The organism is Methylobacterium indicum (genome assembly GCF_017347565.1).
GTDB lineage: Bacteria > Pseudomonadota > Alphaproteobacteria > Rhizobiales > Beijerinckiaceae > Methylobacterium > Methylobacterium indicum.
In genome coordinates, this window is the sequence record NZ_AP024145.1 from 2,370,191 (window position 1) to 2,394,237 (window position 24,047).

The window sequence follows — 24,047 nt, forward strand, 5'->3', positions numbered from 1 at the left end:
GTTGATCAGGAGGCGCGAGGGCGGCGGCTGCGCGTGTCGATACCGAGCAGCGTATAGGCGGGACAGAACCCGACGACAGCGGTCAGGATCATCACGGCGCCGATGGCCAAGGCGGCGATCGCCCATCCGCCGGAGGCCATGGCTGCGCCGATCCCAGCGAGCAGGAGGCCGGCGACTAGGCGGAGGATGCGGTCCAGGGTTCCGATATTGACGTTCATCATGGTCTCCCGAACGGTGCCGGGGAGGAGCCCGACCAGGCGTGGCACCGACTGCCTGGCCGCGTTCCCGGTCACGGCGTCGCCGCGAAGGCGCCGGCGTTGCGGTAGAGCATGTATCCGGCAACCGCGAAGATGACGGTGGCGAACACCGTGTTGAGAGCGCCCTTGAAGCCGGCGAGCCGGTTGGCGAGCCGCATGCCGAGAAAGCCCCCGACCAGCCCCCCGGCGATGAACTGCCCGGCGACGACCCAGTCGACCATTCCCGACAGGGCGTAGTTGAGCGCCGTGGCGAGGCCGAACGCACCCACAGCGAAGAGCGAGGTGCCGACCGCGGTGATGAGCGGCATGCCGGTGGCGAAAACCAGGCCCGGGACGATCAGGAAGCCGCCGCCGATGCCGAAGAAGCCCGACAGCATCCCGACCCCAAAGGCGACACCGACCACCGTGCGGCTCGGCACCGGCCCGCATCCGACCGGCTCGGCGGTGCCGCCCGTCCCGCGCCGGCCGCGCAGCATGTGAAGGCCGACGACGACCATCAGGAGCGCGAACAGGAACAGCAGGCGCTGCCCGTCCACCGCCTTGCCGAGCGAGGAGCCGATGAAGGCGCCAAGGATGCCGATAAGGGCGAAGACCAGGGCGCAGCGCCACCGCACGTTGCCGGCCCGGGCATGCCCCGCGAGCGTCAGGAAGGCGTTGGCGGCCACCGCCAGCGCCCCGGTGCCGATGGCGAGATGCGGCTGCGCGACGCCGACGGCGTAGAGCAGGAGGGGCGTCGCGAGGATCGAGCCGCCCCCGCCGATCAGGCCGAGGGTGAAGCCGACCCCTGAGCCGGACAGGAGGGCAGGCAATGCGCTCATGGACGTCTCTCCTCCGCGAAGCCCGACGCAGGCACGGCCGTGCATCCGGGATATAGATTGCAAACTATATATAATGATGCCGAACCGGCTTGATGGCAGACACATCGCGCCGCTTGACCGCGTTGTCAATATGCGTTTTGATGATTATGCGACATCAAAATATATATTTATATACCAAGGAGCGTGGTGATGAACGTCAAGCGTCTCGCCCCCGACCTGTCGGTCGCCGGCCAGATCCGGCCCGCCGACCTGGCGGCCCTGGCACGGGCCGGGTTCCGGTCGGTCATCTGCAACCGGCCCGATGGGGAGGGAGCGGACCAGCCGGGTTTTCCAGAGATCGAGGCGGCGGCGCGCGCAGCTGGGATCGAGGCCCGCTATCTGCCGGTCGTGTCGGGCCGGGTCTCGGACGGCGATGCGGCCGCCTTCGGCGTGCTGCTGGCCGGCCTGCCCGGGCCCGTTCTCGCCTATTGCCGGACAGGCACCCGCTCGACGACGCTGTGGTCGCTCAGCGAAGCGGCCCGCGGGCGGCCGCTGCCGGACATCCTCTCGGCGGCCGAGGCGGCGGGCTACGACATGACCGGAGCGGTCCGGCGCGTCGCCACGGGCGGCCGGGCCCCCGGGGACGCCGCCGACCTCTTCCACAGCGTCGTCGTCGTCGGTGGCGGGGCCGGCGGCATCGCGGCGGCGGCGAGCCTCAAGGCGCGCAAGCCCGACCTCGACATCGCGCTGATCGACCCCGCCGACATGCATTACTACCAGCCGGGCTGGACGATGGTCGGCGGCGGCATCTTCTCGCCGGCCGAGACGGCCAGGACCATGGCCTCGCTGATCCCGGCGGGCGTGCGCTGGATCAAGGCGGCCGTGGCGGCTTTCGAGCCGGAGCGCAAGGCCGTCGTCCTGGAGGGCTGCCGGGTGGTCCGCTACGACCGCCTCGTCGTGGCGCCGGGCCTCAGTCTCGACTGGGCGGGCATCGAGGGCCTCCCCGAGACGCTCGGGCGGAACGGCGTGACCTCGAACTACCGCTACGATCTTGCTCCCTATACCTGGGATCTGGTGCAGAACCTGCGCACCGGCCGCGCCGTGTTCACGCAGCCGCCGATGCCGATCAAATGCGCGGGCGCGCCGCAGAAGGCGATGTATCTGTCCGCCGATCACTGGCTGCGCCAGAGACGGCTCAAGGACATCGACATTGCGTTCTACAATGCGGGCGCGGTCCTGTTCGGCGTCAAGGACTACGTCGCGCCGTTGATGGAGTATGTCACGCGCTACGACGCGCAGCTCCATTTCCAGCACAGGCTGACGCGGATCGATGGCCCGGGCCGTCGCGCCTGGTTCACTCGCACGACCGGCGATGGCGGAACCGAGACGGTCGAGACCGACTTCGACATGATCCACGTCGTTCCCCCGCAGCGGGCACCGAACTTCGTGAGGGCCTCACCGCTCGTCGATGCCGGCGGCTGGGTCGAGGTCGATCCGGCGAGCCTGCGCCACGCGCGCCATCCCGGGATCTACGCGCTCGGCGACGTCACCAATGCCCCGAACGCCAAGACCGCCGCGGCGGCCCGCAAGCAGGCTCCCGTGTTGGCCCACAACCTGCTCCTCGACATGGGATACCTGCGCGGAGACGAGGTCGCCTATGACGGCTACGGCTCGTGTCCGTTGACGGTCGAGCGCGGCAAGATCCTGCTCGCCGAGTTCGGCTATGGCGGCAAGCTGCTGCCGAGCTTTCCGGCCTGGCTCATCGACGGGACGAAGCCCAGCCACATGGCCTGGCTCCTCAAGGAGCGAATGCTGCCGCCGATCTACTGGAAGGCGATGCTGAAGGGCCGCGAGTGGATGGCAACGCCTCGTCCCGGGCCGCAGGGAGCCGGCAGGCGGGCGGCCTGAGCCCCCCCCGGAAAGCTGGGGCCGCTTCCCGCAGGCCCTAGCCCGGTCGTCGGGGCGGTTGCGGCCTCCGGCGAGGGGCCGGTGCTCAGGGCTCGTCGCCGACCTTCGCGAATTGGGCGGCCTGCCCGAGGGCGCGCAGCCGCGCGTCCGGAGAACGGGACGGGGCCCGCCGTGGGCGCTCGGCGATCAGGATGTCGTCGAGCGCCTCCAGCAGGGCGCGCATCCGCGGATCGCTCAGGCTGTAGAAGACGACCTTGTGCTCGCGCCGGGTGGCCACGACCTCGGCGTTTCGCAACTCGCCGAGCTGCTGCGACAGGGTCGGCTGGCGGATGCCGAGCCGCTGCTCGACCTCCGAGACCGCGCATTCGCCTTCGGCGAGCAGATACAGGATGCGCAGCCGGTTGGGATTGGCCGCCACCTTGAGTAGGTCCGCGATCCGGGCGGCGTTCGCCTCGTCGGTGCCGGGCCCCATCAGACGCTGCCCAGTCGATAATACCAATCGGTTCCGTTCGCTCCGGCCTCCGCGAGGCCGTCGGCGGTGACCGGCGGATTGGCCAGGACCGGTTCGCCGGGCTGCCACCCCTCCGGCGTCGAGACCTCCGCCGCATCGCAGGTCTGGAGCGCCTTCACCAGGCGCAGGAGTTCGGCGACGCTGCGCCCGACGCTGAGCGGATAGGCGACGAGGGCGCGCACGATGCCGTCCGGATCGATGACGAAGGTCGTCCGCACCGTGGCGCTGGAGGTCGCACCCGAAGGCAGCATCCCGTAGGCTCGGGCGATGCCCATCGTCGGGTCCTCGACGATGGGAAACGGGATCGCGACGCCGAAACGCTGCGCGATGCTGTGGACCCAGGCGAGATGCGAGGACAGGCTGTCGACGGAGAGGGCCAGGAGTTCGCAATCGAGCGCCTGGAACGCCGCATGGGCCTCGGCGAAGGCGACGAACTCGCTGGTGCAGACCGGGGTGAAATCGGCCGGGTGCGAGAAGAACACCAGCCAGCGGCCCCGGTAGGACGCGAGGGTGCGAGGGCCCAAGGTGGTGCGGGCCCGGAAATTCGGCGCGACGTCCCCGATGATCGGCGGGCAGGATGGCGGCGGAAGGGGAGGAGCGTCGGTTTCGGCGGTCATGAAGCGAGGCTCCGACGGGCATGGTTAGGGCGCTGAACGACCAACTGCCGCCGAGCGGTTGGAACGTCAATATGTGGTTTCATATTTTGTAACAGATTACGCCGCGAAACGTGGATTGACAGGGGTGCGGCGAGGGTCGAGGAAGGTCGCGTCGCCTCGCAAAGGGCCGGCCCACCTTCGGATCCGGCCCCTTCTCCCGGCTTGTCCCCTCGGATCGATCCCATGCTGGCCGACCATCTCCCGAGCGCACTCGACCTCGCCCGCAGCCAGTTCGCCTTCACAGTCGTCTGGCACTTCCTGTTCCCGGCCTTCACCATCGGGCTGGCGAGCTACCTCGCCGTGCTGGAGGCGTTCTGGCTCGCCACCGGCCGGGACGTCTACCTCGACATCTACCGCTACTGGCTCAAGATCTTCGCCGTCGCCTTCGCCATGGGCGTCGTCTCGGGGCTGGTGATGAGCTACCAGTTCGGCACCAACTGGTCGGTCTTCTCGGACAAGACCGCGCCGGTGCTGGGCCCGCTCCTCGGCTACGAGGTGCTCACCGCCTTCTTCCTCGAAGCCGGCTTCCTCGGGGTGATGCTGTTCGGGCTCGAGCGGGTGGGGCGGCGCCTGCACTTCCTCGCTACCGCGCTCGTGGCCGGCGGCACGCTGCTCTCGGCCTTCTGGATCCTGTCCGCCAATTCCTGGATGCAGACCCCGGCCGGCCACGTCCTCGACGCCGATGGCCGCTTCGTGCCCGAGAGCTGGTGGGCGGTGATCTTCAACCCGTCCTTCCCCTACCGCTTCGCCCATACCGTCACCGCCGCCTACCTGACGACCGCGATGATCGTCGGCGCGGTCGGCGCCTGGCACCTACTGCGCGACCGCTTCAATCCCCGCGCCCGGCTGATGTTCTCGATGGCGATGTGGATGGCGGCTTTCGTCGCCCCAGTACAGCTCGTCCTCGGCGACCTGCATGGCGGCAATACCTATCACCATCAGCCGGCCAAGGTGGCGGCGATGGAGGGGCATTTCGAGAGCGAGCGCCGGGCCCCCTCGATCCTCTTCGGCTGGCCCGATGCCGAGAGTGGATCGACCAGGTGGCAGATCGGGATCCCCGGTCTCGCCAGCCTCTACCTCGCCCACGACCTCGATGCCGAGGTGACGGGCCTCAAGGCTTTGCCGCGCGACACCTGGCCGACCAACCTGCCGCTGGTGTTCTGGGCCTTCCGGGTCATGGTCGGCCTCGGCCTCCTGATGATCGGCCTCGGCCTGTGGTCGCTCTACCTGCGCTGGAAGGACCGGCTCTACGAGACGCCCTGGCTGCACCGCTTCGCGGTGGCGATGGGGCCCTCGGGGCTCGTCGCGGTCACCGCCGGCTGGGTGGTGACGGAGGCCGGCCGCCAGCCCTTCACGGTCTACGGCCTGCTGCGGACCGCCGACAGCCTGTCTCCGGTCGCCGCGCCCGCGGTGGCGACCTCGCTCGCCGCCTTCGCGGTCGTCTACTTCGCGGTGTTCGGGGCCGGCATCTGGTACCTGATGCACCTCTTCAACCAGGCGCCGCGCCCGCACGAGCCGGGACCGCCGGTCGGCCAGCCGGTGCGGACCGCCGGCATCACCCCCGCCCCGGCGCTCGCCGCCGATCCCCGTCCGATGCCGGCCGAATGAGGAGGATCCGATGAGCGTCGACCTCACCCTGATCTGGGCCGTCCTGATCGCGACGGCGGTGTTCCTCTACGTGGCGATGGACGGGTTCGACCTCGGCATCGGTATCCTGTTCCCGGCGCTGCCCCACAAGGTCGACCGGGACGTGATGGTGAACTCGGTCGCCCCGGTCTGGGACGGGAACGAGACCTGGCTGGTGCTCGGCGGCGGCGGGCTGTTCGCGGCCTTCCCGCTCGCCTACGTCACCATCCTGCCGGCCCTCTACATGCCGCTGATCCTGATGCTGCTGGCCCTCGTGTTCCGCGGCGTCGCCTTCGAGATGCGGTTCCGGGTCGTCACGCCGCGCGGGCAGCGCGCCTGGGACCGGGCCTTCTCCTGGGGCAGCTACGTCGCGGCGTTCTGCCAGGGCATCGCGCTCGGCGCCTTCGTGCAGGGGATCCGGGTCGAGGGCCGCGCCTATGCGGGCGGCTGGTGGGACTGGCTGACGCCGTTCTCGCTCCTGACCGGGTTCGCCCTCGTCGTCGGCTATGGCCTTCTCGGCGCCTGCTGGCTCATCTGGAAGACCGAAGGCGACCTGCAGCGGCGCGCCTACGCGCTCGCCCGGCCCCTCGGGCTCGCCACCCTCGTCGCCATCGCGGTGGTCTCGGCGACCATGCTCGCGGTGAGTGCGCCGTTCCGCGAGCGCTGGCTCGGCCTGCCGGGCATGGCGGTCGGCGCCCCGGTGCCGGTGCTCGTCGGCCTCCTGGCCTGGCGCTTCGCCGTAGCCCTGGAGCGGCGGGAGGAGGTCATGCCGTTCCTCTGCGCGCTCGGGATCTTCCTGCTGTCCTATGTCGGGCTCGGGATCAGCATGTGGCCGTACATCGTGCCGCCGGACATCACGATCTGGCAGGCGGCGACCCATCCGAAGTCGCAGGCCTTCCTGCTCTACGGGGCAGCGGTGCTGGTGCCGCTGGTGCTGGCTTACACGGCCTACGTCTACTGGCTGTTCCGCGGCAAGGTGACGGCCGGAGCGGGGTACCATTGATGCGCGCCGACCCCGACACCACGACGGGAGGCGCCCGGGACCGCACCGGCCGCCTCCCGCAGGGGGCCCCGGGCCTGCGCCGGCTCGGATGGTTTCTCCTGCTCTGGTCGCTCGGCGTCGCCAGCCTGACGGCGATCGCCTTGCCGCTCCGCTGGCTGCTTCGCTCTGCCTGACGTCTCGAACATCGGGAGACTTGACGGCGGCCTCACCCGTCGGTCCAGTCGCCTCAAATCGCGGAACGGGCGGCTGCAGGGGACCGGGGCATTCCGGCGACGCTCGTGGCCTCGGCGCGGTCGGGAGGGAGACAGATACGTCCCACGGCGCTATATTAGGGGAAGCTAAAAAACCGGAATCCGACAGTCCGGGACAGGAGCCGATGGACGCGCCGACACCGACCGACCTGACACGGTTCCAGGACAAGGCCGCCGATGCAGCCCGCCTGCTCCGCCTGCTCGCCAACGAGAAGCGCTTGCTGATCCTGTGCCTGCTGGTCGCCCGCGGCGAGATGGACGTGACCAGCCTCGCCGGGGAAGTCGAGCTCAGCCAGTCGGCCCTGTCGCAGCATCTCGCCAAGCTGCGCGAGGACGGGCTCGTCGCGTTCCGGCGCGAGAGCCAGTCGATCTACTACCGGCTCGAAGACCCCCGGGCTGCGCGCGTGCTGGCGACCCTCAAGGACATCTTCTGCCCGGATCTCGATTGATCGGCTTCAGCCCCGGGCGATCTCCGCCTCGATGCCGGGACGATCCGTCCGGTTGCGCAGCCGAAGGCTCAGGCCGCTCCGGCGGGACGCCATCTCGGCGATGGCAAGGCCGAGGCCGCTTCCCGTCGCGCTCTTGTGGCGCCCCCGGAAGAACCGTGTCGTGACGTGGGGCAGCTCGTCCTCGGGAATGCCCGGTCCCTCGTCGCGAACGACGATGCCCCCGCCATCCGGCCGCACGCTCCAGGCCACCGTGCCGGTCTGCATGTGCTGCACGGCGTTCTCGTGCAGGTTCCGGACGGCGAGACGCAAGCCCTCCGGGTCGGCCAGCAGCCTGTAGCCGCGAAGCCCAGGATCGATCTGGGTTCGCACGCCGGTCGGCGTCCGCATGCCGTCCACGGTCTCGGCCACCAGCGCGCCGACATCGACCTCCGCGAGGGGCGGCGTTTCTCCCGCAGCATCGAGCCGGGCGGCGTCGAGCAGCTGGCGGACGAGGCGGGTGGTCCGGTCGACGGCCGCCAGGATCTGGCGCAAGGCCGCCTTCGCCACGTCCGGGTCGGTGGCGGCCATGGCGACCTGGGCCTGGAGCTTGAGGCCGGCGAGCGGGGTGCGCAGCTCGTGCGCGGCGAACGCCGTCACCTCCCGTTCGTGCCGGCGGGCCGCTTCGACCTTGAGGAAGAGTCCGTTGAGGGCGTCGGCCAGGGGACGCACCTCCGCGGGGGCGCGTCCGGCGTCGATGGCGCTCATGTCGTCGGCGTCGCGTCCCGCGAGGTCGCGCGCCATCCGCCGCAACGGGCGCAGACCCCGCCCGAGGCTCGCCCAGATCAGCATCCCGAGCAGCGGCACCACCAGGAGCGTGGGAGCAACGAGGCCCATGATGAGGTCGGTGACGAGGCGCTCGCGCAGGCCGAGCCGGTCGCCGACCATCACGCGCACGCCCTTGCCGGCATCCTCCAGCGTGAAGACCCGCCAGGCCTCGCCGTCGACCTCGCGCTGCGAGAAGCCGGCCGGGGCGTCGGTCAGGCGCCGCTCGGGGGCTCCGCTCGACCGTGCGACCATCCGGCCGTCGAGGGACCAGATCTGGCAGGAGAGCTGCCGCTCGTACGACATCGGCGCCGGGATGGCGCCGGGCGCCTCGCCGGGACCCGTGCCGCCGATCGCGCCGACCAGGGAGCCGACCATGCGGGCCGCTTCCTGCAGGCGGTTGTCGAGGACCTGCTCCACCTCGCGCTTCGAGCCGAGATAGATCCAGGCGACCGCGCTGAGCCAGATCAGGCCGGTGGCGAGGAGCAGGATGGTGAACAGCCTGACGCGAAGCGACCTCATGCCAGGGCCCTCATGCGATAGCCGAGGCCGCGCACCGTCTCGATGGCGTGCCGGCCGATCTTGGCGCGCAGGTTGTGCACGTGGACCTCGACCGCATTGCTCGCGACCTCCTCCTGCCAGCCGTAGAGGCGCTCTTCCAGCTCCGCCTTCGAGCGCAGCACGTCGGGGCGCTCCATCAGGGCCGCCAGCACCATGACCTCGCGCCGGGAGATGATGACGGGCGTCCCGTGGACGGTGACGGCAAGGCTGCCGGGATCGAGCCGGATGCCGCCATGCTCCAGGATACCCGCCGCCCGCCCCGAAGCCCGCCGGACGACGGCGCGGATGCGGGCCGAGAGTTCGTCGAGGTCGAAGGGCTTGCCGAGGTAGTCGTCGGCGCCGCCATCGAGCCCGGCGATCCGGTCGGCCACCGCGTCGCGGGCGGTCAGCAGGACGACGGGCGTCCGGTCCGCCCGACGCCGCAGGCCGCGCAGCACGCCGAGGCCGGAGCCGTCGGGCAGCATCAGGTCGAGGACGACCGCCGAAAAGGTGCTCGTGGCGAGCGCCGCCTCGGCATCGGCACAGGTCGCGACGCAATCGACGGTCGCCCCGCCGAGGCTCAGGCCCGCCCGGAGCCCGTCCGCCAGAATGGTGTCGTCCTCGACGACGAGGATGCGCATGCGTGTCCCTCCGTCCCGCCCCGCATCCTCCGGCCTGACCTTAAGCCTGGCTTAAGGTGCGTTTTCGACCTGCGGCGGGCCGATCCGAACCCGGGCCCCGCCGATGCCGACCATTCTCGCCCACCTCGTCCTCGCCGCCCTGCTCTGGGCAGGATCCGCCTTGTGGTCGCCGGGGCAGTGCGGCGAGCCGGCCGCACGGCCGATGCCGTTCACCCTCGCGGCGACCCGCGACGCCGACCTGTCGCTGCGCCTGCGCTGGACCATCGCCCCCGGCACCTACCTCTACCGCGACAAGCTCGCCGCCGCCGATGCCGACGGACGCGAGCTTCCCCTGCGCACGACGCCCGGCGAGACCAAGGACGACCCGAATTTCGGGCCGACCGAGATCTACCACGGCACGGCCGAAGCCGTCGTGCCGGCCGCGTCACTCGCCGGGGTAGCGGGCCTGCGCGTCACCTACCAGGGCTGCGCCGAGAAGGGCATCTGCTACCCGCCGGTCACCCGGGTCGTCGCGGTGCCCGCGCCCGGCCCGGAGAGCGCGGCCGTGACGGCGGTTCCCCCTGCCGATGCGCCCGCGCCGGCGGAGCCCCCCGGGGCGGGGAGCGGATGGCTCGCGGGCCCGCTCGCGGGGGTCCTCGCGACCTTCCTCGGGCTCGGCCTGCTCCTGGCCTTCACCCCGTGCGTGCTGCCGATGGTGCCGGTGCTGGCCGGCATGCTGGCCCGCTCCGGGGAGCGTCTCTCGGCCGGGCGCGGCTTCGTCCTGTCCGGCACCTACGTGCTCGCGATGGCGCTGGCCTACGGGACGCTCGGCGTGGCGGCGTCCTGGTCCGGACGCAACCTTCAGGTCGCGCTCCAGACGCCCGCGGCCCTCGGGCTGCTCGCCGCGGCCTTCGCCGCGCTGGCCCTGTCGATGTTCGGCGCGTTCGACCTCGCGCTGCCTTCGGGCGTCGCCGCCCGCCTGTCCCGCCTGAGCGGACGCCGGTTCGGTGCGCTCGGCGGTGCCGCAATCCTGGGTTTCACCTCCGCGCTGATCGTCGGCCCCTGCGTGACCCCGCCGCTCGCCGCGGCCCTCCTGTACGTCGCCCGGACCGGGGACGTGGCCCGCGGCGCCGCCGCCCTGTTCGCGCTCGGCCTCGGCATGGGCCTGCCGCTGATCCTGGTCGGCACGTTCGGGGCGGGGATACTGCCGCGCTCCGGCCCCTGGCTCGTCGCCGCCAAGCAGGCCTTCGGCGTCGTCTTCCTCGGCCTGGCGGTTACCATGGTGTCCCGCCTCGCACCGCCCGAGGCGACGCTCGCGCTCTGGGGCCTGCTGGCGGTCGGCACCGGCGTGTTCGTCGGCGCCTTCGACCCGATCGGGGTCGGGGTCGCGTCCCGTCTCGCGAAGACCGCCGGCATCGTCGCGGTGACCTATGGCTGCGCCCTCCTCGTCGGCGCCGCTTCGGGCGGGACAGACCCGCTGCGGCCGCTCGCCGGCCTCGGCCAAGGGCAGGAGGTTCGCGTCGCGGAGGCCCGGACGATCACCTCCGTCCCGGCGCTCGAGGCGGCCCTCGCGGCGGCGCGGGCCGAGGGCAAGCCGGCGCTCGTCGAATTCGCCGCCGCGTGGTGCACGGTCTGCCGGACGAACGAGCGGACCGTCATGGCCGATGCAGGCATCCGCGAGCGGCTGCGATCCGTCTCGGTCATCCGGGCCGACGTCACGCGGGACGACACCGACGCCCGCGCCCTGATGCAGCGTTTCGCGGTCGTCGGACCGCCGACCCTGATCCTGCTGCGCCCCGACGGCGGCGAGGTCCGCGAAGCCCGCACCGAGGGCGAGCTCACGGTCGAGGACCTGACGCGCCGCCTCGCCCTCGTCGGCGCCTGATCCGCCCCTTCGACCCACCACCAGCCATGGAGATTGTCATGGACCGCAGGACCCTGCTCGCCCTTCTGCCCGCCGCCACGCTCGCGCCCGCCCTGCTCTCGCCCGGTCTGCGGACCGAGGTGGCCTTCGCCCAAGGGATCGACACGAACGCGATCCTCAACGACCCCGAGGCGCCGGTCTCCGGCAACCCGAAGGGCGACCTGACCATCGTCGCCTTCCTCGATTACAACTGCCCGTTCTGCAAGAAGGCCGAGCCCGACCTACTCCGCTTGGTGAAGACGGACGGGCGCATCCGCCTCGTCCACAAGGACTGGCCGATCCTCGGCGACGCCTCGGTCTACGGCGCCCAGCTCGCCCTCGCGGCGCGCTACCAGGACCGCTACGACATCGTGCACCGCGCCCTCATGGCCATTCCGGGCCGCAAGATCCCCAAGGAGCGGATGCGGGACGCGGTGGCCGCCGCGGGCATCGACATGGCCCGCCTGGACGAGGACGCGACGGCGCATCGGGCCGAGATCGCGGCCCTGCTCCAGCGCAACCTCGACCAGGCCGATGCGCTGGGCCTGCAGGGGACGCCGGTCTTCCTGATCGGCCAGCTGAAAGTCGCGGCGGCCCTCGACTACGACGGCTTCCGGCAGGCGGCCGCCCAGGCCCGCGCCAAGGCCCCCAACGGAGGCCGTTCGTGAGGCGGCGGCTCCTCCGTCTCCCGGCGCCGGTCGCGCTCGCCGCCATGCTCGGCGCCTGCACCACCTCGATGGGGGCACAAGGCCCGGTCGCGGAGGCCCGGCCGCAGGTGCCCCCTGACGTGTCGCGCCGCTACGCGGCGATCACCGACGAGCCCTTTCCCGTCGAGGCGGTCGACCCGCACGACCTCAAGGCCCGCAACGTCCGCCAGGTCGTCGCGTACCCGACGCGGGAGCCGCCCGGCACCCTGGTGGTCGACCCCCAGCGGCGCTTCCTCTACCTCGTGATGGAGGGCGGCAAGGCGATGCGCTACGGGGTCGGCGTCGGCAAGGCCGGCTTCGAGTTCACCGGCGAGGCCACGGTCGCCCGCAAGGCGTCGTGGCCGCGCTGGACGCCGACCCCCGACATGCTCCGGCGCGACCCGGAGCGGAACGGGCGCTGGGCCGGCGGCATGCCGGGCGGGGCGAGGAACCCGCTCGGCGCGCGGGCGCTCTACCTGTTCAAAGACGGCAAGGACACGCTCTACCGCATCCACGGCACGACGGAGCCGTGGAGCATTGGCGAGGCGGTCTCCTCGGGATGCATCCGCATGCTGAACCAAGACGTCATCGACCTGCATCGCCGCGTGCCCACCGGCACCAGGGTCGTGGTGCTGGGATCGCGGGGCACCGCCCATGCGGCGCGGCCGGCCGGGCCGGTGACGACCGGCAGCCTCGGGCGGGGCGTGCCCGCCGGGCTGCAACCGGATGACGGTCTCGATCATGCCGGGCTCGACGGCCTGTCGCGCGAGGCCACGGAAGCGCCGATACCAGAGGGAGTGGCGAATGATGAAGGTCTTTAAGGGGCTGGTGCTCGCGATCGTCCTCGCAGCCCTGGGCGCGGGGCCGGTCCAGGCCGGCTCGGAGGCGCCCGCCGGGTACTACGCCGACCAGAAGGTCGTCTACCACAACGACGGCGGCCCCGACGGCCCCGCCTATGTCCGGCGCCTGCTCGGCAACCTGCGCAACCACGTCGAGGCCGTCGGCCGGACGCATGTCGAGATCCGCGTGGTGAGCCACGGCGACGGGGTCGCGCTGTTCCAGGCGGCCGCGACCGACAAAGACCTCGCCGGGCGGATCGACGCCCTCAAGGCGATGGGCGTCCGGTTCCTGGTCTGCGCCAACACCCTGCGGGAGCGCAGGATCGACCGCGGGACGCTCTACGGCGTGACCGAGGACGACGTGGTGCCGAGCGGCGTCGCCGAACTGGCGCGCCTGCAGGGCATGGGCTTCTCCTACATCCACCCTTGATCCGGCACCGAGGGTGGATGAGCGCCGCTCGCGCACCGGCGCACGCCTTCCAGGCCGGAGAGCCGCAGCCGCTCTTGCCAAAGCATTAGGATATGCTAATTGAGTATCGCCTAATGTTATGACTTCGCGGGGGACGGCGTCCTCCGCGAAGCATCCGGGCATCGCCCGGACCGACGCTCGGGAGCGACCACGATGGATGGCTTCACGCCTGTCAGCGCCCTCATCGGCGGCGCCATGATCGGCACCTCCGCCGCCCTGTTCCTCATTCTCAACGGGCGCATCGCCGGCATCAGCGGCATCCTCGGCGGGCTTCTGGCCGCGCCCTCGCGCGAGACCGGCTGGCGGGTCGCCTTCCTCGCGGGTCTCGTCCTGGCGCCGCTGGCCTACGGCCTCGTCGCGCGCCTGCCTGCCGTGACGGTCGGCGCCTCGCTCCCCCTCCTGGCGGTGGCGGGCCTGCTGGTCGGGTTCGGTTCGCGCCTCGGCTCCGGCTGCACCAGCGGCCACGGCGTCTGCGGCCTCGGCCGCCTGTCGCCCCGCTCGATGGCCGCGACCGTCACCTTCATGACTGTGGCCATCCTCACCGTCCTCGTCACCTGTCACCTGATCGGAGCCTGAGCCGTGAGAACCGTCTCCGCCTTCGCCGCCGGCCTCCTGTTCGGCCTCGGCCTCCTCGTCTCCGGGATGAGCGACCCGGCCAAGGTCCTCGGTTTCCTCGACCTCGCCGGCCACTGGGACCCGAGCCTCGCCTTCGTGATGGCGGGAGCCGTCGCGGTCTCGGCCCTGGGCACCCTGGCGGCGCGGCGGCGCAGCCGGCCGCTCCTCGCGCCCAGGCTGGAGATCCCGACCCGGCGCGACCTCGACCTGCCCCTGGTCGCCGGCGCCGCAATCTTCGGCCTCGGCTGGGGCCTCGCCGGCCTGTGCCCGGGGCCGGCCCTCACCCTCCTGACGGTGGCGCCGGACCAGGCCGCGACCTTCGTGGCCGCCATGGTCGCCGGCATGCTGCTGGTCCGCCTCGTGCCCGAACCCGCAACCGATCGAGACGCCGGCCGTGGCGGCGTCCGTCCTGAGGCGCGAGGCGCGTGACCGGGCCCGAAGCGGACGGTCGGCGTTACCCGAAGACCCCGCGCGACGCCGTCGAGGGCGCGGCATGGGGCGAGCGATGGAGGCGAGCATGACGACGAAGAGCGCCAAGGACCTGGTGGCCGAGGCCAGCCGCGAGGTGACGACCCTGTCGGCCGAGGAGGCGCTGGCCCGCCTCGCCCGGACGGATACGGTGCTCATCGACGTGCGCGAGAGCGAGGAACTGGCCAAGACCGGCCGGATCGCCGGCGCGGTCCACGTGCCGCGCGGCGTGCTAGAATTCCAGGCCGACCCGGCGAGCCCGACCCACAAGGCCGAGCTCGGGGGCGGCCGGAGCCTGATCCTCTACTGCGCCTCGGGCAATCGCTCGGCGCTCGCCGCCAAGGCGCTCCAGGAGATGGGGCTTGCTCCGGTTGCTCACGTCGCCGGGGGCTTCGCCGCGCTTGAGAAGGCCGGCGGGGTGGTCGAGCCGGCCTGACGACCGCCGAAGCCCCGCCCGCGTCCTACCTCCCGACGGGACATCCCCGGCGTGCCGGTTCCGATGAGCGCAACCGAGATCGGACCGGTCCTTTGCTGGACGACACAGCCCGTCGACTGCGTGCCACGTCGCCTCACACGGCCTTGCCGACCAAGCTCCCGATGCCGGCGGTGACCGCCATGGCGAGGGCACCCCAGAAGGCGACACGCGCCGTCGCCTTCGGCACTGCCGCTCCGCCGGCGCGCGCACCGAGGGCACCGAGGACGGCCAGGAAGACGAGCGAGGCGCCCGACACGGTGTAGACGGCGAGGTTCGCCGGCGAGACGACCGCCACGAGGAGCGGCAGCGCCGCCCCCGCCGAGAAGGTGGCGGCCGAGGTCAGGGCGGCCTGGACCGGCCGGGCCGTGGTGAAATCCGAGAGGCCGAGTTCATCGCGGGCATGGGCGCCGAGGGCATCCTTGGCCATGAGCTGCTCGGCGACCTGCACCGCCAACGCGTGGTCGAGCCCGCGGTCGACGTAGATCCGCGCCAGTTCCTCCGTCTCGGCCGCTGGATCGTCGGCGAGTTCCCGGCGCTCGCGAGCGAGGTCGGCTTGCTCGGTATCGGCCTGGGAACTGACCGAGACGTATTCTCCCGCCGCCATCGACATCGCGCCGGCCACGAGCCCGGCACAGCCGGCGACCAGGACATCCCCGGTCCCGGCCGCGGAGGCGGCGACGCCCACGATCAGGCTGGCGGTCGAGACGAGACCGTCATTGGCCCCGAGCACGGCGGCGCGCAGCCAGCCGATACGGTCGATGAGGTGCCTCTCGGCGTGGACGGGGCGCATCGGGGTCGGGATCTCCGGGGGCAGGCGCGGGAAACCGCATCGCGCCGCGTGTCATGATGCATCCGTGTCACGGCAGCATGAAGCAGGGCCACGGCCAACGGAAGGGACGGGCCGGCGGCGCGACGGTCCGGGGGCTTCGTCACGGCTTGCTCTGCCCCGGGTTCGGGCTCTGGCCCGTGCCCGGTTGTCCCTGGAGGTCGACGGGCTTGTTGTCGTTGAGGTCCCACCCGGTATTCGGATCGGTGCCGGTGCGCTGGAGCTGAGCGCGCATCTGCCACTGGTACTTTGCGATGCCGTGCTCGACTTCCTGGAGCAGGTTGGAGGTGGTCGGGTCGACCTTTTCGGTCGCCTTGATCGCGGCGTTCACCTCCTCCCCGACGCGCTTGTAGGCGTTGGTGAACCAGGCGAGGATCTGGGCGTCGTCGAGGAAGCCGCCCGGGATTTCCGGGACGCCCGACGTCCTCACGATGGTGTTGGCCCGCCCGTCCGCCGAGGCGCCGACGGCGAGCAGCCGCTCCGCGATGGTGTCGGCATATTTCGATAGCCCCTCGTAGTGCTCCTGAAGAAGGAGGTGCAGCGGGTAGTACAGCGTGCCGGACGCGTTCCAGTGCGCCTGTTTGGTCTGGAGCTGGAGTTGCTGCAGCTCGGTGAGCGTCTGCTGCAGGGCGGCGACGTCCTTCTTCATCCCGTCCTCGCCGGCGCCGAGGTCGATGACCGGCTGACGGCTGATCTCGTTCGTCGGGAAGGCGCCGGTCGGCTGGCGGCTGCCGACCTGGGTCTGGGAGGACTGGCGGACGCCGTCGGTCCGCGCTCCCGAGGCCTGTGGGTCCGCCGCGGGTGCGGTCCGGTCGGCCTGGGCGACCTGAACGCGGGCGAGGATCTGGCTGGCCGAGGGGGCGGTCCCCGTGGCCTGGGCGAGGGCGGCATCACGGGCCAGCGCGGGCGACAGGACCGTCGAGACGAGCAAAAGTCCGAACGCAAGGGACGGGATCGAGCGGGTCATGGGGAACCTTGGGTGAGCATCATGCCGGATGAAGCAGGCCGAAGGTCCTGCCCGGTCGAAAAGGACGAACGAGGCCCACCCGACGTTCCTGAATGACAGGGAATTTAAGGTTCAACGGCCCGCCACAGGGTCTTGTCGGGCTAGGCTGTAGTTTGAGCGCGGTGGGCGACAATGGATCGATATCCGGACTTCGACCGTTACCGGGCCTTCGATCCGGGGCAGTCCCGGACCGCTGCGCCGACGAGATTGATCCGTGACGGTTGCTTTCGACTACGAGGTGACGCTGGCTACGCCGGCAGGCCTGCGCGTCCTGACGGCTCAGGCAGAGCGTGAGGTCGCGCTGATGGCGGAGTCGGTGCTGCGCCGCCACGGGGGACATTCCCCCGGGATCGGGTTCACGGTCGCCGGCCGGGATCCCGGGGCGCTCCGACGGATCGCGTCATATCTCGTCGATGTCAGCTCGGAACTCGACTGGGAGTGGAGCGGAAATACTCCGTCTTCGCATCGCGGGATGTTTCTCTTCCCCTGAGACAAGCGCCGGGCGTCATCGTCCGGAAGTCGTGCCAGTCATGACGGCAGCGTTCCGCCTCGGATGCAACACCTTCCGCCGATGAGGTCCCGGCGAACATTCCGGCAGATGCGGGCAGCAGCGGCCTTGAGCATGCGGCAGCGCGCTCGGCCCGCGCCGCCCTCGTCGACAGGTCGACGGGGCCTGCAGGACCGACGAGACCGAGCCGGCGTCAGGGTGATGGCGGCACGACATGACCGGGATATCCGGTGCCGTACTCATCCGTGGCGGTGCCGCCATGGCCGGACAGAAGATCGGGATGGGTCGAGGCCAGGCCGCCGCCGAGGCGTGCCCAATCCTCGATCGACCCGTCCGTCGGGAGGGTGGGGACCGATGCGTCGGCCGTTCCGGCCACGGGGCCTGGCCCCGCCCAGCCGCCCCAAGCGAACCGCGCCGTCCGAACGATGGCCTTCTTCATGTCGCTTTCCCGTCTCGGTGGCTGAGGCGGACCCGGAACCGCCGACCGTGCCTTGGCGCAGCAAGGGTCGGAGGTTCGAGCCTAAGCTTTCGTAAACCAACCCGGTCGGCGCAAGCCGCCCGCGAAGGCGCGTCCAGGGGCGTGTCAGGTTTGTCCCGACAGGATTGCGGTCTTCTCCGACTGCGCCTCCACCCCCGGCGCCACAGATCACTCGGTGAGCGGGGAGACCGAGGCACCGAGCTCGGTCGCTGCAGGGACCGGCGCGAGAGAACCCTGCCACCCGCGGGCCAAGCCACAGGCCACCCCGTCGAACCCGTCACGGTCGTGGCCCGCAAGGGTCAGCCACCACCATCACGGAGTTGAAACCGATGAAACGTCTCGCACTGGCCCTCGCGGCCGCATCGAGCCTGATGCTGTTCTCGTCAGCGAGCGAGGCCCGGCCCTTCGGGCGCAGCCATGGGCACGGCTTCCACCATGGCGGCTTCGTCGGCCATCACGGCGGGCTCCGCCACGGTTTCCGCGGGCACCGTTCGATCGGCTTGCGCCCCCACACCCGGCGCTTCGGCGGGTACCGCCGCTACGGCCTCTCGCAGGCCCGGTACGGCTATGGGCGCCCCTACGGACGCTACGGCTATGGGTACCGTCGCGGCCATCGCGGCCTCGGGCTGGCGGCCGGCCTTGGTCTCGGCCTCGCCGCGGCCGCAGCCAGGCCTGCCTATTACGGCGGCTACGGATACGGCTACCGCTACGCCCCGGTGGGCTACGGGTACGGCTACGGCCAGCCCGCCTGCAGCTGCGGCTACTGAGTCCCTTCGTCCATCGGACCCGCACCCGGATCCTGGCGGTCCCGTCCCGCCGGGAGCTCCCTTCCCACATGACCGAGGCGAACCCATGAAGACGCTTCTCGCGACCACCCTCGCCGCTGCCCTGCTCGCCGGCCCCGCGCTCGCCCAGGACAAGGCGGCGCAGCCGCCCGCCGGTGCTCAGACCGCACCGATGACGTCGCCGCCGGCCGGCGCCGCGATGCCGGCCCCGGCCGGCAACACGGGCGGCATGACCATGGCCGACACCGCGACCGCCAAGATCAAGTTCGTCACCGCCAAGCCAGCCGAGGTGACCTCGTCCAGGCTCGTCGGTAAGAACCTCTACAATAACAAGAACGAAACCGTCGGGGAGATCGAGGACCTCGTCATCGACAACGGCAAGACGGTCACCGGCGTCGTCGTCAGCGTCGGCGGCTTCCTCGGCATGGGCGAGCGCTACGTGGTGGTCGACCCCTCGTCGATCTTCCTGCACAAGACGGACGGCAAGCTCAAGGCGATGGTCGACACCGACAAGGACGCCCTCAAGAACGCACCCGAGTTCAAGTACAACCGGAACACCTGATCGTCGCGCGTGGCTCCGTGACCGCGGAGCCACGCTCAAGAACTTCCACGCGCGGGTCCTGTCGGGATGAACCTTACAGGCGTCGGTGAGAACGGCGAGGCTCAGCGAAACCTCTTGTCGCCTGCCAGGATCCGGACGCTACTCTGAACTGCGTCATCAACATCGAGACAGCGGAAAGAGCGGCGATGATCATGGACATCATCAAGCAGGGCGCGCGCGCCAGGGCCCTCGGGCGCCCGCGGGATGCCTGCAACTACCCGTTGGATTCCCGCGAGCGCCGGGCCTGGTACGAGGGCTACGACGGTTCGACCTGGGATTTCGCCGAGCGGGTCACCCATCCGGCAGTCGCGTCCCGGAGCCGCACGACCCGGGACGCGGCGGCCAACCCGACCTCGATCTAAATCGTGGACGTCGCCCTCGAGCCTGCGGGGCTTCGGCGCCGGTCCGGACGGCAGCGGAGAGGGCGATGGGACGGAAGCGAACCCACTGTGTCGAGGGCCGGACCCTCAGTCGCCTGGAACGGGTGGTGACCACCCTGGTCGAGGCAGGCCTGCAGGACCCTGCGGCGGCGCCGCCGAACCTCATCGAACGGCTACGGCACCTGCAGCGGACTACGATGGCCGCAGGGGGCGACCGCCAGATCCTCCAGGTCATCGCGTCGGGCCGGCGCCTGCTCGGCGATGGGCAGGCCCTGACCGGCCCGGGCGCACCGACCGACCCAGAGACGGTCCAGGCGCCCTCGGCCGGGGCGCCCTTGCAGGATGCGACGATCTCGGCCGATGGTCCCGACGCGGAAAGGCCCGCTTCCTCGACCGGGACGACTGCCGCGAACGAGCCCACCCGATAGCCCCTGTATGATCCCAAGGCTTGACGACGGCGACGCCGGCCGCCCCGAGATCCATCGTGGAAATGGACGCACCGTCGTCGCGCTCGCCGTGGCGGCCGCCATCCCGGTGTTGCTCCTCAGCGGTTGGGTAGCGACGCTCATGGCGCAGCAGCAGCGCGGGCTGACCCGCAGCGCCGCGGTGGCGAGCGCGGCCCGCGTCGCCGAGCGCGTCGCCTCCGACATCGCGACCCAGGTCGCGGTCCTCCGGGCCGAGGCTGCCTCGGCGAGCCTGGACCGGCCGGACCTCGCCGCCTTCTACGCCGAGGCCGAGCGTCTGAGGCAGGAGCACCCGCTCTGGGAGACTGTCGAGCTCGCCGGCCCTGACGGGGCCCAGGTCGTCAACCTACTCCGCTCCCTCGACGACGAGCTCGGCCCCACCGCCGACCGCGTGAGCTTCGACGCGGTGGTACGGACGAAGTGGCCGGTGGTCGGCGGGATCGGACCGGTCGGACGGATCTCGGGCAAGCGCCTCGTTGCGCTGCGGGTCCCGGTCGTCCGCGACGGAACGCTCCGCCACGTCCTCTCGGTCGGCCTCGCGACGAACGCGGTCAGCTCGATCCTCCGCGATGCGGGCGCGCCAGAGGGCTGGGTCGGGACCATCGTGGACGCGCAGGGCAACACCATCGCCCGCACCCGGGCCGAGGCGGAGGAACTCGGCCACCCGGCCAACGCCGCCCTGCGGGCCGCCATCCGGCGGGCGCCGCAGGGCTTCTACACCGGTTCCACCTTGGAGGGACCGGACGTCGAGGTCGTCTACCGCACGCTGACGGAGACGGGCGGTTGGTCGGTGCATTTCGGCCTGCCGGCCGCCACGCTGAACGCGCCGGTCTCGCGCTCCTACCTCGTGCTGGCCGGCGGCAGCGTGCTCAGCATCGGCCTCGGCCTCGCGCTGGTCGCCCTTGTCGGCCACGACATGGCCCAGCGCCGGGCGGGCGAACAGGCGCGCTTCGCCCTCGCCCTGCGGTCGAGCGAGGAGCAGGGCGCGGTCGCCGCCGAGGCGGCGGAACTCGGCACCTTGCGATGGGATACGGTGGAGGAGACCGTGACGGCCTCCCGACGCGCCGCCGAGCTCCTGGGCTGGGAGGCGCAGGTGCCGGAGGGGCGCGAGATGACGGCGGATGCCGACATCGCCCTGCTGGCGGTCGACGCCGCCGACCGCGAGCGGTTGGTCACGGAACTGCGGCGAAGCCTCGCCGAGGGCGTGCCCCTCGACGTGGAGTTCCGGGTCTCGCAACGGAGCCCGGAGCCGCGGTGGGTGCGCTTGACCGGGCGTGCGCCCCGGCTTCGGAAGAATGACCCCGCCGACCTCGTCTACGGCGTCGTCTCGGATGTCGGGCCACGCAAACGCGCCGAGGCGGAGCGCCTCGACCTGCTGCGCCGCCTCGGCGAAGCGCAGGAGAACGAGCAGCGCCGGATCGCCCGCGAACTGCACGACCAGGTCGGGCAGACGGTGACCGGCCTGTCGCTCGGCCTCAAGGGGCTGGAACGGCTGCTCGCCGCGGATGGGACCTCGACCGAAGCCGGACGGCAGATCGAGTGGCTGCAGCGGCTCGCCGGCGAGGTCGGGCGCGACATCCACCGCGCCGCCGTCGACCTGCGCCCGACCGCCCTCGACGACCTCGGCCTGCGCGAGGCGCTGGCGACGCTCCTGCGCGAATGGAGCCAGCGCCACGGCATCCGGTCCGACCTGGAAATCATCGGCAAGGCGTCGCGCCTGCCGGCGGCCGTCGAGAGTGCGATCTACCGGATCGTGCAGGAGGCATTCACCAACGTCCTGAAGCACGCGCGGGCGGCCACCGTCAGCGTCTGTCTCGACCACCGCCCGGACGAGGTCCAGGTGATCATCGAGGATGACGGCGTCGGTTGCGAGCCCGCCTCCGGCACCTCCCCGTCCGACGGGCGCAGGCCGGCCGAGCCGCGGCTTGGCCTTTCGGGCATCCGCGAGCGTTTGACCCTACTGGGCGGCACGCTCGCCCTGGAAACCTCCCCGGGCGTCGGCACCACGCTCTTCGTCCGCATCCCGGTGGCGCCGGCCGCCTGACGCACGAGAGGAGCCGTCATGGATCGTATCCGCGTCGTCCTTGCCGACGACCATCCCGTAGTCCTCGCGGGCATCCGGGCGCTCCTCAACGCCGACCCCGAGATCGAACTCGTCGGCGAGGCCACCGACGGCGGCGAGGCGCTGCCGATGATCCGCACCATCGCGCCCGACATCGCCGTGGTCGACGTCTCGATGCCCGGCCTGAACGGCCTCGAACTGACGGAGCGGGTGACGGGCGAGTGCCCGGGGACCCGGGTGCTGGTGCTGACGGTCCACGAGGATGCCGCCTACGTGCAGCCACTGATGAGGGCCGGTGCGCGCGGGTACCTCCTCAAGCGCTCGGCGGCCGACGACCTGCTCCGCGCGGTCCGGGCCGTGGCCTCCGGAGGCGTCTATCTCGACCCCTCGATCGCCGGCCACGCCCTGGCGGAGCCCTCCGGGGCGGACGGGCGCCCGGGCATGGCGGAGGGGCGCGAGCCGCTGAGCCCGCGCGAGACCGAGACCTTGCGGCTCATCGCGCAAGGGTTCAGCAATAAGGAGATCGCGCGGCGCATCGACGTCAGCGTGAAGTCGGTCGAGACCTACAAGGCGCGGGCCGCCGAGAAGCTCGGGCTGAAGACCCGGGCGGAGATCATCCGCTACGGCGCCGCCCATGGCTGGTTCGACGCGCTCGCCCTGCGGTAGCGGCATCCTCATCGCCTCGCGGCACCGGGGTCCGGCCTCCGCCCATCACCGACCCGCCCGGCGATGGCTGGAGCGGGCTTGGTCGTGGTCGTGGGGATCAGCCCGGTCCGATCCCGGCGCACACCCGAACGAAACGGGCGTGCCGCTCCTCCAGGTCGGCGAGGTCGCTCGGGTCGGAGACGTCCCGCCGCGCGGCGGCGAGCACGAGGTCGGCATGGCGTCCGAGCTCCGCCAGTCGCGAGGTCAGCCGTTCGACCTCCGCGACCCGAGCCAGCACGTCGAGCATCCGGGCGAGCACATGCACCGACCCGGCGGCGTTCTGGCGGATCATGTGGAACATCGCGTCGCAAAGCCCGTCGTAATCGGTCACCGGATGGACGAGCACGACGCGGCCCTCGCGGGCGACGGCGCTGGTGGGCAGGTGGCGCGGGGCGATGCGGCACAGGGCGTCCCCCAGATGGTCGAGCACGCTCCCCGCCGTCATCGGGTCGTTGATGCCGGGCGACAGCGCCCGCACCGCGATCTCGACGAGCTGCCGCACCGAGTATTCCAGGTCCTGCAGCGCCGCCGGGCGGCGTCCGAAGGTGAGCGAGCGGGCCACCGCATCGCCGGTGCCCTCGACGCCCGCGGACGGCACGACGACCGGGAATCCCCTCGGCACGAAATCGCCCGGCCTCACCCGCAGGGCGAGGACGATGCGGTGCTCGTGCGCCCAGTCGGCGAGCCCCTCCGTATCGACCGCCTGCAGGTATCCGCCCTCCGCCGGCGCGACCGGGGCGCCGCGCGGCGACCCCACCGGCGGCTGGCTATCGGCCTCGTCGCGGGTCCGCGCCTCGACCGCCCTGCACAGGTCGCGATGGACGGCATCGACTACCGTCTCGACGTTGATGCTGGTGGCGACGTGGTGGACGAACCAGACCAGCGTTCCGAGGCAGACCAGCGCCAGCAGCACAGCGCCCGAGATGGCGAGGTGCGGGACGAAGGTCTCCTCCTGGACGGTGCGCACCGTGCGCAGCACCATCAGCGCGTAGGCGAAGGTGCCGAGGAAGACGCCGAGCACGAGTTGGTTGCGAGCGTCGCGCACGAAGTTGCGCAGGAGCCGCGGCCCCATCTGGTTCGAGGCCAGGGTCAGTGCCGCGATGGTGATGGAGAAGGTGGTGCCCGCAACCCCGATGGTAGACGACGCCACCGCGCTGAGCAGGGCCCGGGCTCCCTCGGCACCACCGGCCCAGCCCCAGCTGGCGTCCGGGGAGGACGGGTCGTACCCGGCGATGCGGGCGGTCTCCAGCCAGATCGCGCCCTGCGCCAAGCCGATGCAGGCGAGCACGACCAGCGCCGGCCGTAGCCAGAACTGGTCGCCCAGGAACTCGATCCAGGCCCGTATCCTCGCCCTCACC

Annotated in this window: 29 protein-coding genes; 19 read left to right on the plus strand and 10 right to left on the minus strand. The window is 71.5% G+C overall.

The genetic code is table 11. From position 1 onward, the window contains the following. Positions 1 to 5 precede the first annotated feature (5 nt). Together miv_RS11125 and miv_RS11130 are read right to left on the minus strand one after the other, a co-directional pair. Positions 6 to 218, minus strand: a complete 213-nt coding sequence (locus tag miv_RS11125) for a YgaP family membrane protein (protein ID WP_200601495.1) — start codon at positions 216 to 218, stop codon at positions 6 to 8. A gap of 71 nt (positions 219 to 289) precedes the next feature. Further along, complete coding sequence (locus miv_RS11130; RefSeq protein ID WP_207182778.1) at positions 290 to 1,075, minus strand: sulfite exporter TauE/SafE family protein; 786 nt, start codon at positions 1,073 to 1,075, stop codon at positions 290 to 292. A 189-nt stretch (positions 1,076 to 1,264) separates the two neighbouring features. Between miv_RS11130 and miv_RS11135 the strand changes: the two genes are divergently transcribed. Then, positions 1,265 to 2,962, plus strand: coding sequence for a bifunctional protein tyrosine phosphatase family protein/NAD(P)/FAD-dependent oxidoreductase (locus miv_RS11135; RefSeq protein ID WP_207182780.1), 1,698 nt, complete (start codon positions 1,265 to 1,267; stop codon positions 2,960 to 2,962). A gap of 85 nt (positions 2,963 to 3,047) precedes the next feature. Here miv_RS11135 and miv_RS11140 read toward each other — a convergent pair whose 3' ends face one another. Beyond that, entirely contained in the window at positions 3,048 to 3,434 is a 387-nt protein-coding gene (locus miv_RS11140; RefSeq protein WP_063920171.1) for an ArsR/SmtB family transcription factor, read from the minus strand. Further along, the gene (locus tag miv_RS11145; protein WP_060850593.1) at positions 3,434 to 4,090 is read right to left on the minus strand and encodes a peroxiredoxin; all 657 of its coding nucleotides are present in this window, start codon (positions 4,088 to 4,090) and stop codon (positions 3,434 to 3,436) included. The genes miv_RS11140 and miv_RS11145 overlap by 1 nt, the downstream gene beginning before the upstream one ends. Before the next feature lie 222 nt (positions 4,091 to 4,312). Here miv_RS11145 and miv_RS11150 point away from each other — a divergent pair, with 222 nt between their 5' ends. From miv_RS11150 to miv_RS11165, 4 genes are all read left to right on the plus strand, one after another. Beyond that, positions 4,313 to 5,737, plus strand: coding sequence for a cytochrome ubiquinol oxidase subunit I (locus miv_RS11150; RefSeq protein WP_207182781.1), 1,425 nt, complete (start codon positions 4,313 to 4,315; stop codon positions 5,735 to 5,737). A 10-nt stretch (positions 5,738 to 5,747) separates the two neighbouring features. Continuing rightward, positions 5,748 to 6,758 carry a cytochrome d ubiquinol oxidase subunit II gene (gene cydB / locus miv_RS11155; RefSeq protein ID WP_207182782.1) on the plus strand — a complete coding sequence of 337 codons (1,011 nt, stop codon included), beginning with the start codon at positions 5,748 to 5,750 and terminating at the stop codon, positions 6,756 to 6,758. Continuing rightward, positions 6,758 to 6,931: a DUF2474 family protein gene (locus tag miv_RS11160; RefSeq protein WP_207182783.1), complete on the plus strand. Its 174-nt coding sequence runs from the start codon at positions 6,758 to 6,760 to the stop codon at positions 6,929 to 6,931. Before cydB ends, miv_RS11160 begins: the two co-directional genes overlap by 1 nt. Positions 6,932 to 7,134: 203 nt before the next feature. After that, entirely contained in the window at positions 7,135 to 7,458 is a 324-nt protein-coding gene (locus tag miv_RS11165) for an ArsR/SmtB family transcription factor (RefSeq protein ID WP_200601462.1), read from the plus strand. A gap of 6 nt (positions 7,459 to 7,464) precedes the next feature. Here the strand turns inward: miv_RS11165 and miv_RS11170 are convergent, their stop codons facing one another. Further along, on the minus strand, positions 7,465 to 8,781 hold the full coding sequence (locus tag miv_RS11170; protein WP_207182784.1) for an ATP-binding protein: 1,317 nt from the start codon (positions 8,779 to 8,781) through the stop codon (positions 7,465 to 7,467). Next, on the minus strand, positions 8,778 to 9,440 hold the full coding sequence (locus tag miv_RS11175; RefSeq protein ID WP_207182785.1) for a response regulator: 663 nt from the start codon (positions 9,438 to 9,440) through the stop codon (positions 8,778 to 8,780). Before miv_RS11175 ends, miv_RS11170 begins: the two co-directional genes overlap by 4 nt. Positions 9,441 to 9,543: 103 nt before the next feature. Between miv_RS11175 and dsbD the strand changes: the two genes are divergently transcribed. The 7 genes from dsbD (at position 9,544) to miv_RS11210 (ending at position 14,835) form a co-directional block, all read left to right on the plus strand. Continuing rightward, positions 9,544 to 11,304 carry a protein-disulfide reductase DsbD gene (gene dsbD, locus miv_RS11180; protein ID WP_207182790.1) on the plus strand — a complete coding sequence of 587 codons (1,761 nt, stop codon included), beginning with the start codon at positions 9,544 to 9,546 and terminating at the stop codon, positions 11,302 to 11,304. Between the two features lie 38 nt (positions 11,305 to 11,342). Further along, entirely contained in the window at positions 11,343 to 11,990 is a 648-nt protein-coding gene (locus miv_RS11185) for a DsbA family protein (RefSeq protein ID WP_207182792.1), read from the plus strand. Then, positions 11,987 to 12,829, plus strand: coding sequence for a L,D-transpeptidase (locus tag miv_RS11190; protein ID WP_483310130.1), 843 nt, complete (start codon positions 11,987 to 11,989; stop codon positions 12,827 to 12,829). The genes miv_RS11185 and miv_RS11190 overlap by 4 nt, the downstream gene beginning before the upstream one ends. Next, positions 12,813 to 13,277, plus strand: a complete 465-nt coding sequence (locus miv_RS11195; protein WP_425312971.1) for a DsrE family protein — start codon at positions 12,813 to 12,815, stop codon at positions 13,275 to 13,277. Before miv_RS11190 ends, miv_RS11195 begins: the two co-directional genes overlap by 17 nt. A gap of 192 nt (positions 13,278 to 13,469) precedes the next feature. Continuing rightward, positions 13,470 to 13,892: a YeeE/YedE family protein gene (locus miv_RS11200; protein ID WP_207182794.1), complete on the plus strand. Its 423-nt coding sequence runs from the start codon at positions 13,470 to 13,472 to the stop codon at positions 13,890 to 13,892. A gap of 3 nt (positions 13,893 to 13,895) precedes the next feature. Continuing rightward, complete coding sequence (locus miv_RS11205) at positions 13,896 to 14,360, plus strand: YeeE/YedE family protein (protein ID WP_207182796.1); 465 nt, start codon at positions 13,896 to 13,898, stop codon at positions 14,358 to 14,360. Positions 14,361 to 14,448: 88 nt separating this feature from the next. Next, positions 14,449 to 14,835, plus strand: a complete 387-nt coding sequence (locus tag miv_RS11210; protein WP_207182797.1) for a rhodanese-like domain-containing protein — start codon at positions 14,449 to 14,451, stop codon at positions 14,833 to 14,835. A 133-nt stretch (positions 14,836 to 14,968) separates the two neighbouring features. On the opposite strand, the gene miv_RS11215 is transcribed toward miv_RS11210, so the two are convergent. Together miv_RS11215 and miv_RS11220 are read right to left on the minus strand one after the other, a co-directional pair. Beyond that, the gene (locus miv_RS11215; RefSeq protein ID WP_207182798.1) at positions 14,969 to 15,664 is read right to left on the minus strand and encodes a VIT1/CCC1 transporter family protein; all 696 of its coding nucleotides are present in this window, start codon (positions 15,662 to 15,664) and stop codon (positions 14,969 to 14,971) included. A 139-nt stretch (positions 15,665 to 15,803) separates the two neighbouring features. After that, on the minus strand, positions 15,804 to 16,667 hold the full coding sequence (locus tag miv_RS11220) for a Dps family protein (protein ID WP_207182799.1): 864 nt from the start codon (positions 16,665 to 16,667) through the stop codon (positions 15,804 to 15,806). 253 nt (positions 16,668 to 16,920) lie between these two features. On the opposite strand from miv_RS11220, the gene miv_RS11225 reads away from it, so the two are divergent. Further along, positions 16,921 to 17,196: a hypothetical protein gene (locus miv_RS11225; RefSeq protein ID WP_207182801.1), complete on the plus strand. Its 276-nt coding sequence runs from the start codon at positions 16,921 to 16,923 to the stop codon at positions 17,194 to 17,196. A gap of 211 nt (positions 17,197 to 17,407) precedes the next feature. Here miv_RS11225 and miv_RS11230 read toward each other — a convergent pair whose 3' ends face one another. After that, on the minus strand, positions 17,408 to 17,653 hold the full coding sequence (locus miv_RS11230; protein WP_207182802.1) for a hypothetical protein: 246 nt from the start codon (positions 17,651 to 17,653) through the stop codon (positions 17,408 to 17,410). 368 nt (positions 17,654 to 18,021) lie between these two features. Here miv_RS11230 and miv_RS11235 point away from each other — a divergent pair, with 368 nt between their 5' ends. From miv_RS11235 to miv_RS11260, 6 genes are all read left to right on the plus strand, one after another. Beyond that, positions 18,022 to 18,459, plus strand: a complete 438-nt coding sequence (locus miv_RS11235) for a hypothetical protein (protein ID WP_207182803.1) — start codon at positions 18,022 to 18,024, stop codon at positions 18,457 to 18,459. An 85-nt stretch (positions 18,460 to 18,544) separates the two neighbouring features. Next, on the plus strand, positions 18,545 to 19,039 hold the full coding sequence (locus miv_RS11240; RefSeq protein WP_207182805.1) for a PRC-barrel domain-containing protein: 495 nt from the start codon (positions 18,545 to 18,547) through the stop codon (positions 19,037 to 19,039). Positions 19,040 to 19,224: 185 nt separating this feature from the next. Next, positions 19,225 to 19,440, plus strand: coding sequence for a hypothetical protein (locus tag miv_RS11245; protein WP_207182806.1), 216 nt, complete (start codon positions 19,225 to 19,227; stop codon positions 19,438 to 19,440). A 125-nt stretch (positions 19,441 to 19,565) separates the two neighbouring features. Continuing rightward, entirely contained in the window at positions 19,566 to 19,886 is a 321-nt protein-coding gene (locus tag miv_RS11250; protein WP_244748946.1) for a hypothetical protein, read from the plus strand. 7 nt (positions 19,887 to 19,893) lie between these two features. Beyond that, positions 19,894 to 21,966, plus strand: coding sequence for a sensor histidine kinase (locus miv_RS11255; protein ID WP_207182808.1), 2,073 nt, complete (start codon positions 19,894 to 19,896; stop codon positions 21,964 to 21,966). A gap of 18 nt (positions 21,967 to 21,984) precedes the next feature. Next, entirely contained in the window at positions 21,985 to 22,650 is a 666-nt protein-coding gene (locus miv_RS11260) for a response regulator transcription factor (RefSeq protein ID WP_207182809.1), read from the plus strand. Between the two features lie 97 nt (positions 22,651 to 22,747). Here miv_RS11260 and miv_RS11265 read toward each other — a convergent pair whose 3' ends face one another. Further along, positions 22,748 to 24,046 carry a DUF2254 domain-containing protein gene (locus miv_RS11265; protein ID WP_207182810.1) on the minus strand — a complete coding sequence of 433 codons (1,299 nt, stop codon included), beginning with the start codon at positions 24,044 to 24,046 and terminating at the stop codon, positions 22,748 to 22,750. Between the last annotated feature and the right edge of the window lies 1 nt (position 24,047).

Coding starts and splice junctions, on each gene's coding strand:
- cydB (WP_207182782.1), top strand. CDS start 5,748: ATGAGCGTCGACCTCACCCTGATCTGGGCCGTCCTGATCGCGACGGCG.
- miv_RS11215 (WP_207182798.1), bottom strand. CDS start 15,664: ATGCGCCCCGTCCACGCCGAGAGGCACCTCATCGACCGTATCGGCTGG.
- miv_RS11230 (WP_207182802.1), bottom strand. CDS start 17,653: ATGAAGAAGGCCATCGTTCGGACGGCGCGGTTCGCTTGGGGCGGCTGG.
- miv_RS11210 (WP_207182797.1), top strand. CDS start 14,449: ATGACGACGAAGAGCGCCAAGGACCTGGTGGCCGAGGCCAGCCGCGAG.
- miv_RS11245 (WP_207182806.1), top strand. CDS start 19,225: ATGATCATGGACATCATCAAGCAGGGCGCGCGCGCCAGGGCCCTCGGG.
- miv_RS11140 (WP_063920171.1), bottom strand. CDS start 3,434: ATGGGGCCCGGCACCGACGAGGCGAACGCCGCCCGGATCGCGGACCTA.
- miv_RS11240 (WP_207182805.1), top strand. CDS start 18,545: ATGAAGACGCTTCTCGCGACCACCCTCGCCGCTGCCCTGCTCGCCGGC.
- miv_RS11200 (WP_207182794.1), top strand. CDS start 13,470: ATGGATGGCTTCACGCCTGTCAGCGCCCTCATCGGCGGCGCCATGATC.
- miv_RS11160 (WP_207182783.1), top strand. CDS start 6,758: ATGCGCGCCGACCCCGACACCACGACGGGAGGCGCCCGGGACCGCACC.
- miv_RS11130 (WP_207182778.1), bottom strand. CDS start 1,075: ATGAGCGCATTGCCTGCCCTCCTGTCCGGCTCAGGGGTCGGCTTCACC.
- miv_RS11260 (WP_207182809.1), top strand. CDS start 21,985: ATGGATCGTATCCGCGTCGTCCTTGCCGACGACCATCCCGTAGTCCTC.
- miv_RS11145 (WP_060850593.1), bottom strand. CDS start 4,090: ATGACCGCCGAAACCGACGCTCCTCCCCTTCCGCCGCCATCCTGCCCG.
- miv_RS11135 (WP_207182780.1), top strand. CDS start 1,265: ATGAACGTCAAGCGTCTCGCCCCCGACCTGTCGGTCGCCGGCCAGATC.
- miv_RS11175 (WP_207182785.1), bottom strand. CDS start 9,440: ATGCGCATCCTCGTCGTCGAGGACGACACCATTCTGGCGGACGGGCTC.
- miv_RS11170 (WP_207182784.1), bottom strand. CDS start 8,781: ATGAGGTCGCTTCGCGTCAGGCTGTTCACCATCCTGCTCCTCGCCACC.
- miv_RS11235 (WP_207182803.1), top strand. CDS start 18,022: ATGAAACGTCTCGCACTGGCCCTCGCGGCCGCATCGAGCCTGATGCTG.
- miv_RS11125 (WP_200601495.1), bottom strand. CDS start 218: ATGAACGTCAATATCGGAACCCTGGACCGCATCCTCCGCCTAGTCGCC.
- dsbD (WP_207182790.1), top strand. CDS start 9,544: ATGCCGACCATTCTCGCCCACCTCGTCCTCGCCGCCCTGCTCTGGGCA.
- miv_RS11185 (WP_207182792.1), top strand. CDS start 11,343: ATGGACCGCAGGACCCTGCTCGCCCTTCTGCCCGCCGCCACGCTCGCG.
- miv_RS11195 (WP_425312971.1), top strand. CDS start 12,813: ATGATGAAGGTCTTTAAGGGGCTGGTGCTCGCGATCGTCCTCGCAGCC.
- miv_RS11165 (WP_200601462.1), top strand. CDS start 7,135: ATGGACGCGCCGACACCGACCGACCTGACACGGTTCCAGGACAAGGCC.
- miv_RS11150 (WP_207182781.1), top strand. CDS start 4,313: ATGCTGGCCGACCATCTCCCGAGCGCACTCGACCTCGCCCGCAGCCAG.
- miv_RS11220 (WP_207182799.1), bottom strand. CDS start 16,667: ATGACCCGCTCGATCCCGTCCCTTGCGTTCGGACTTTTGCTCGTCTCG.
- miv_RS11255 (WP_207182808.1), top strand. CDS start 19,894: ATGATCCCAAGGCTTGACGACGGCGACGCCGGCCGCCCCGAGATCCAT.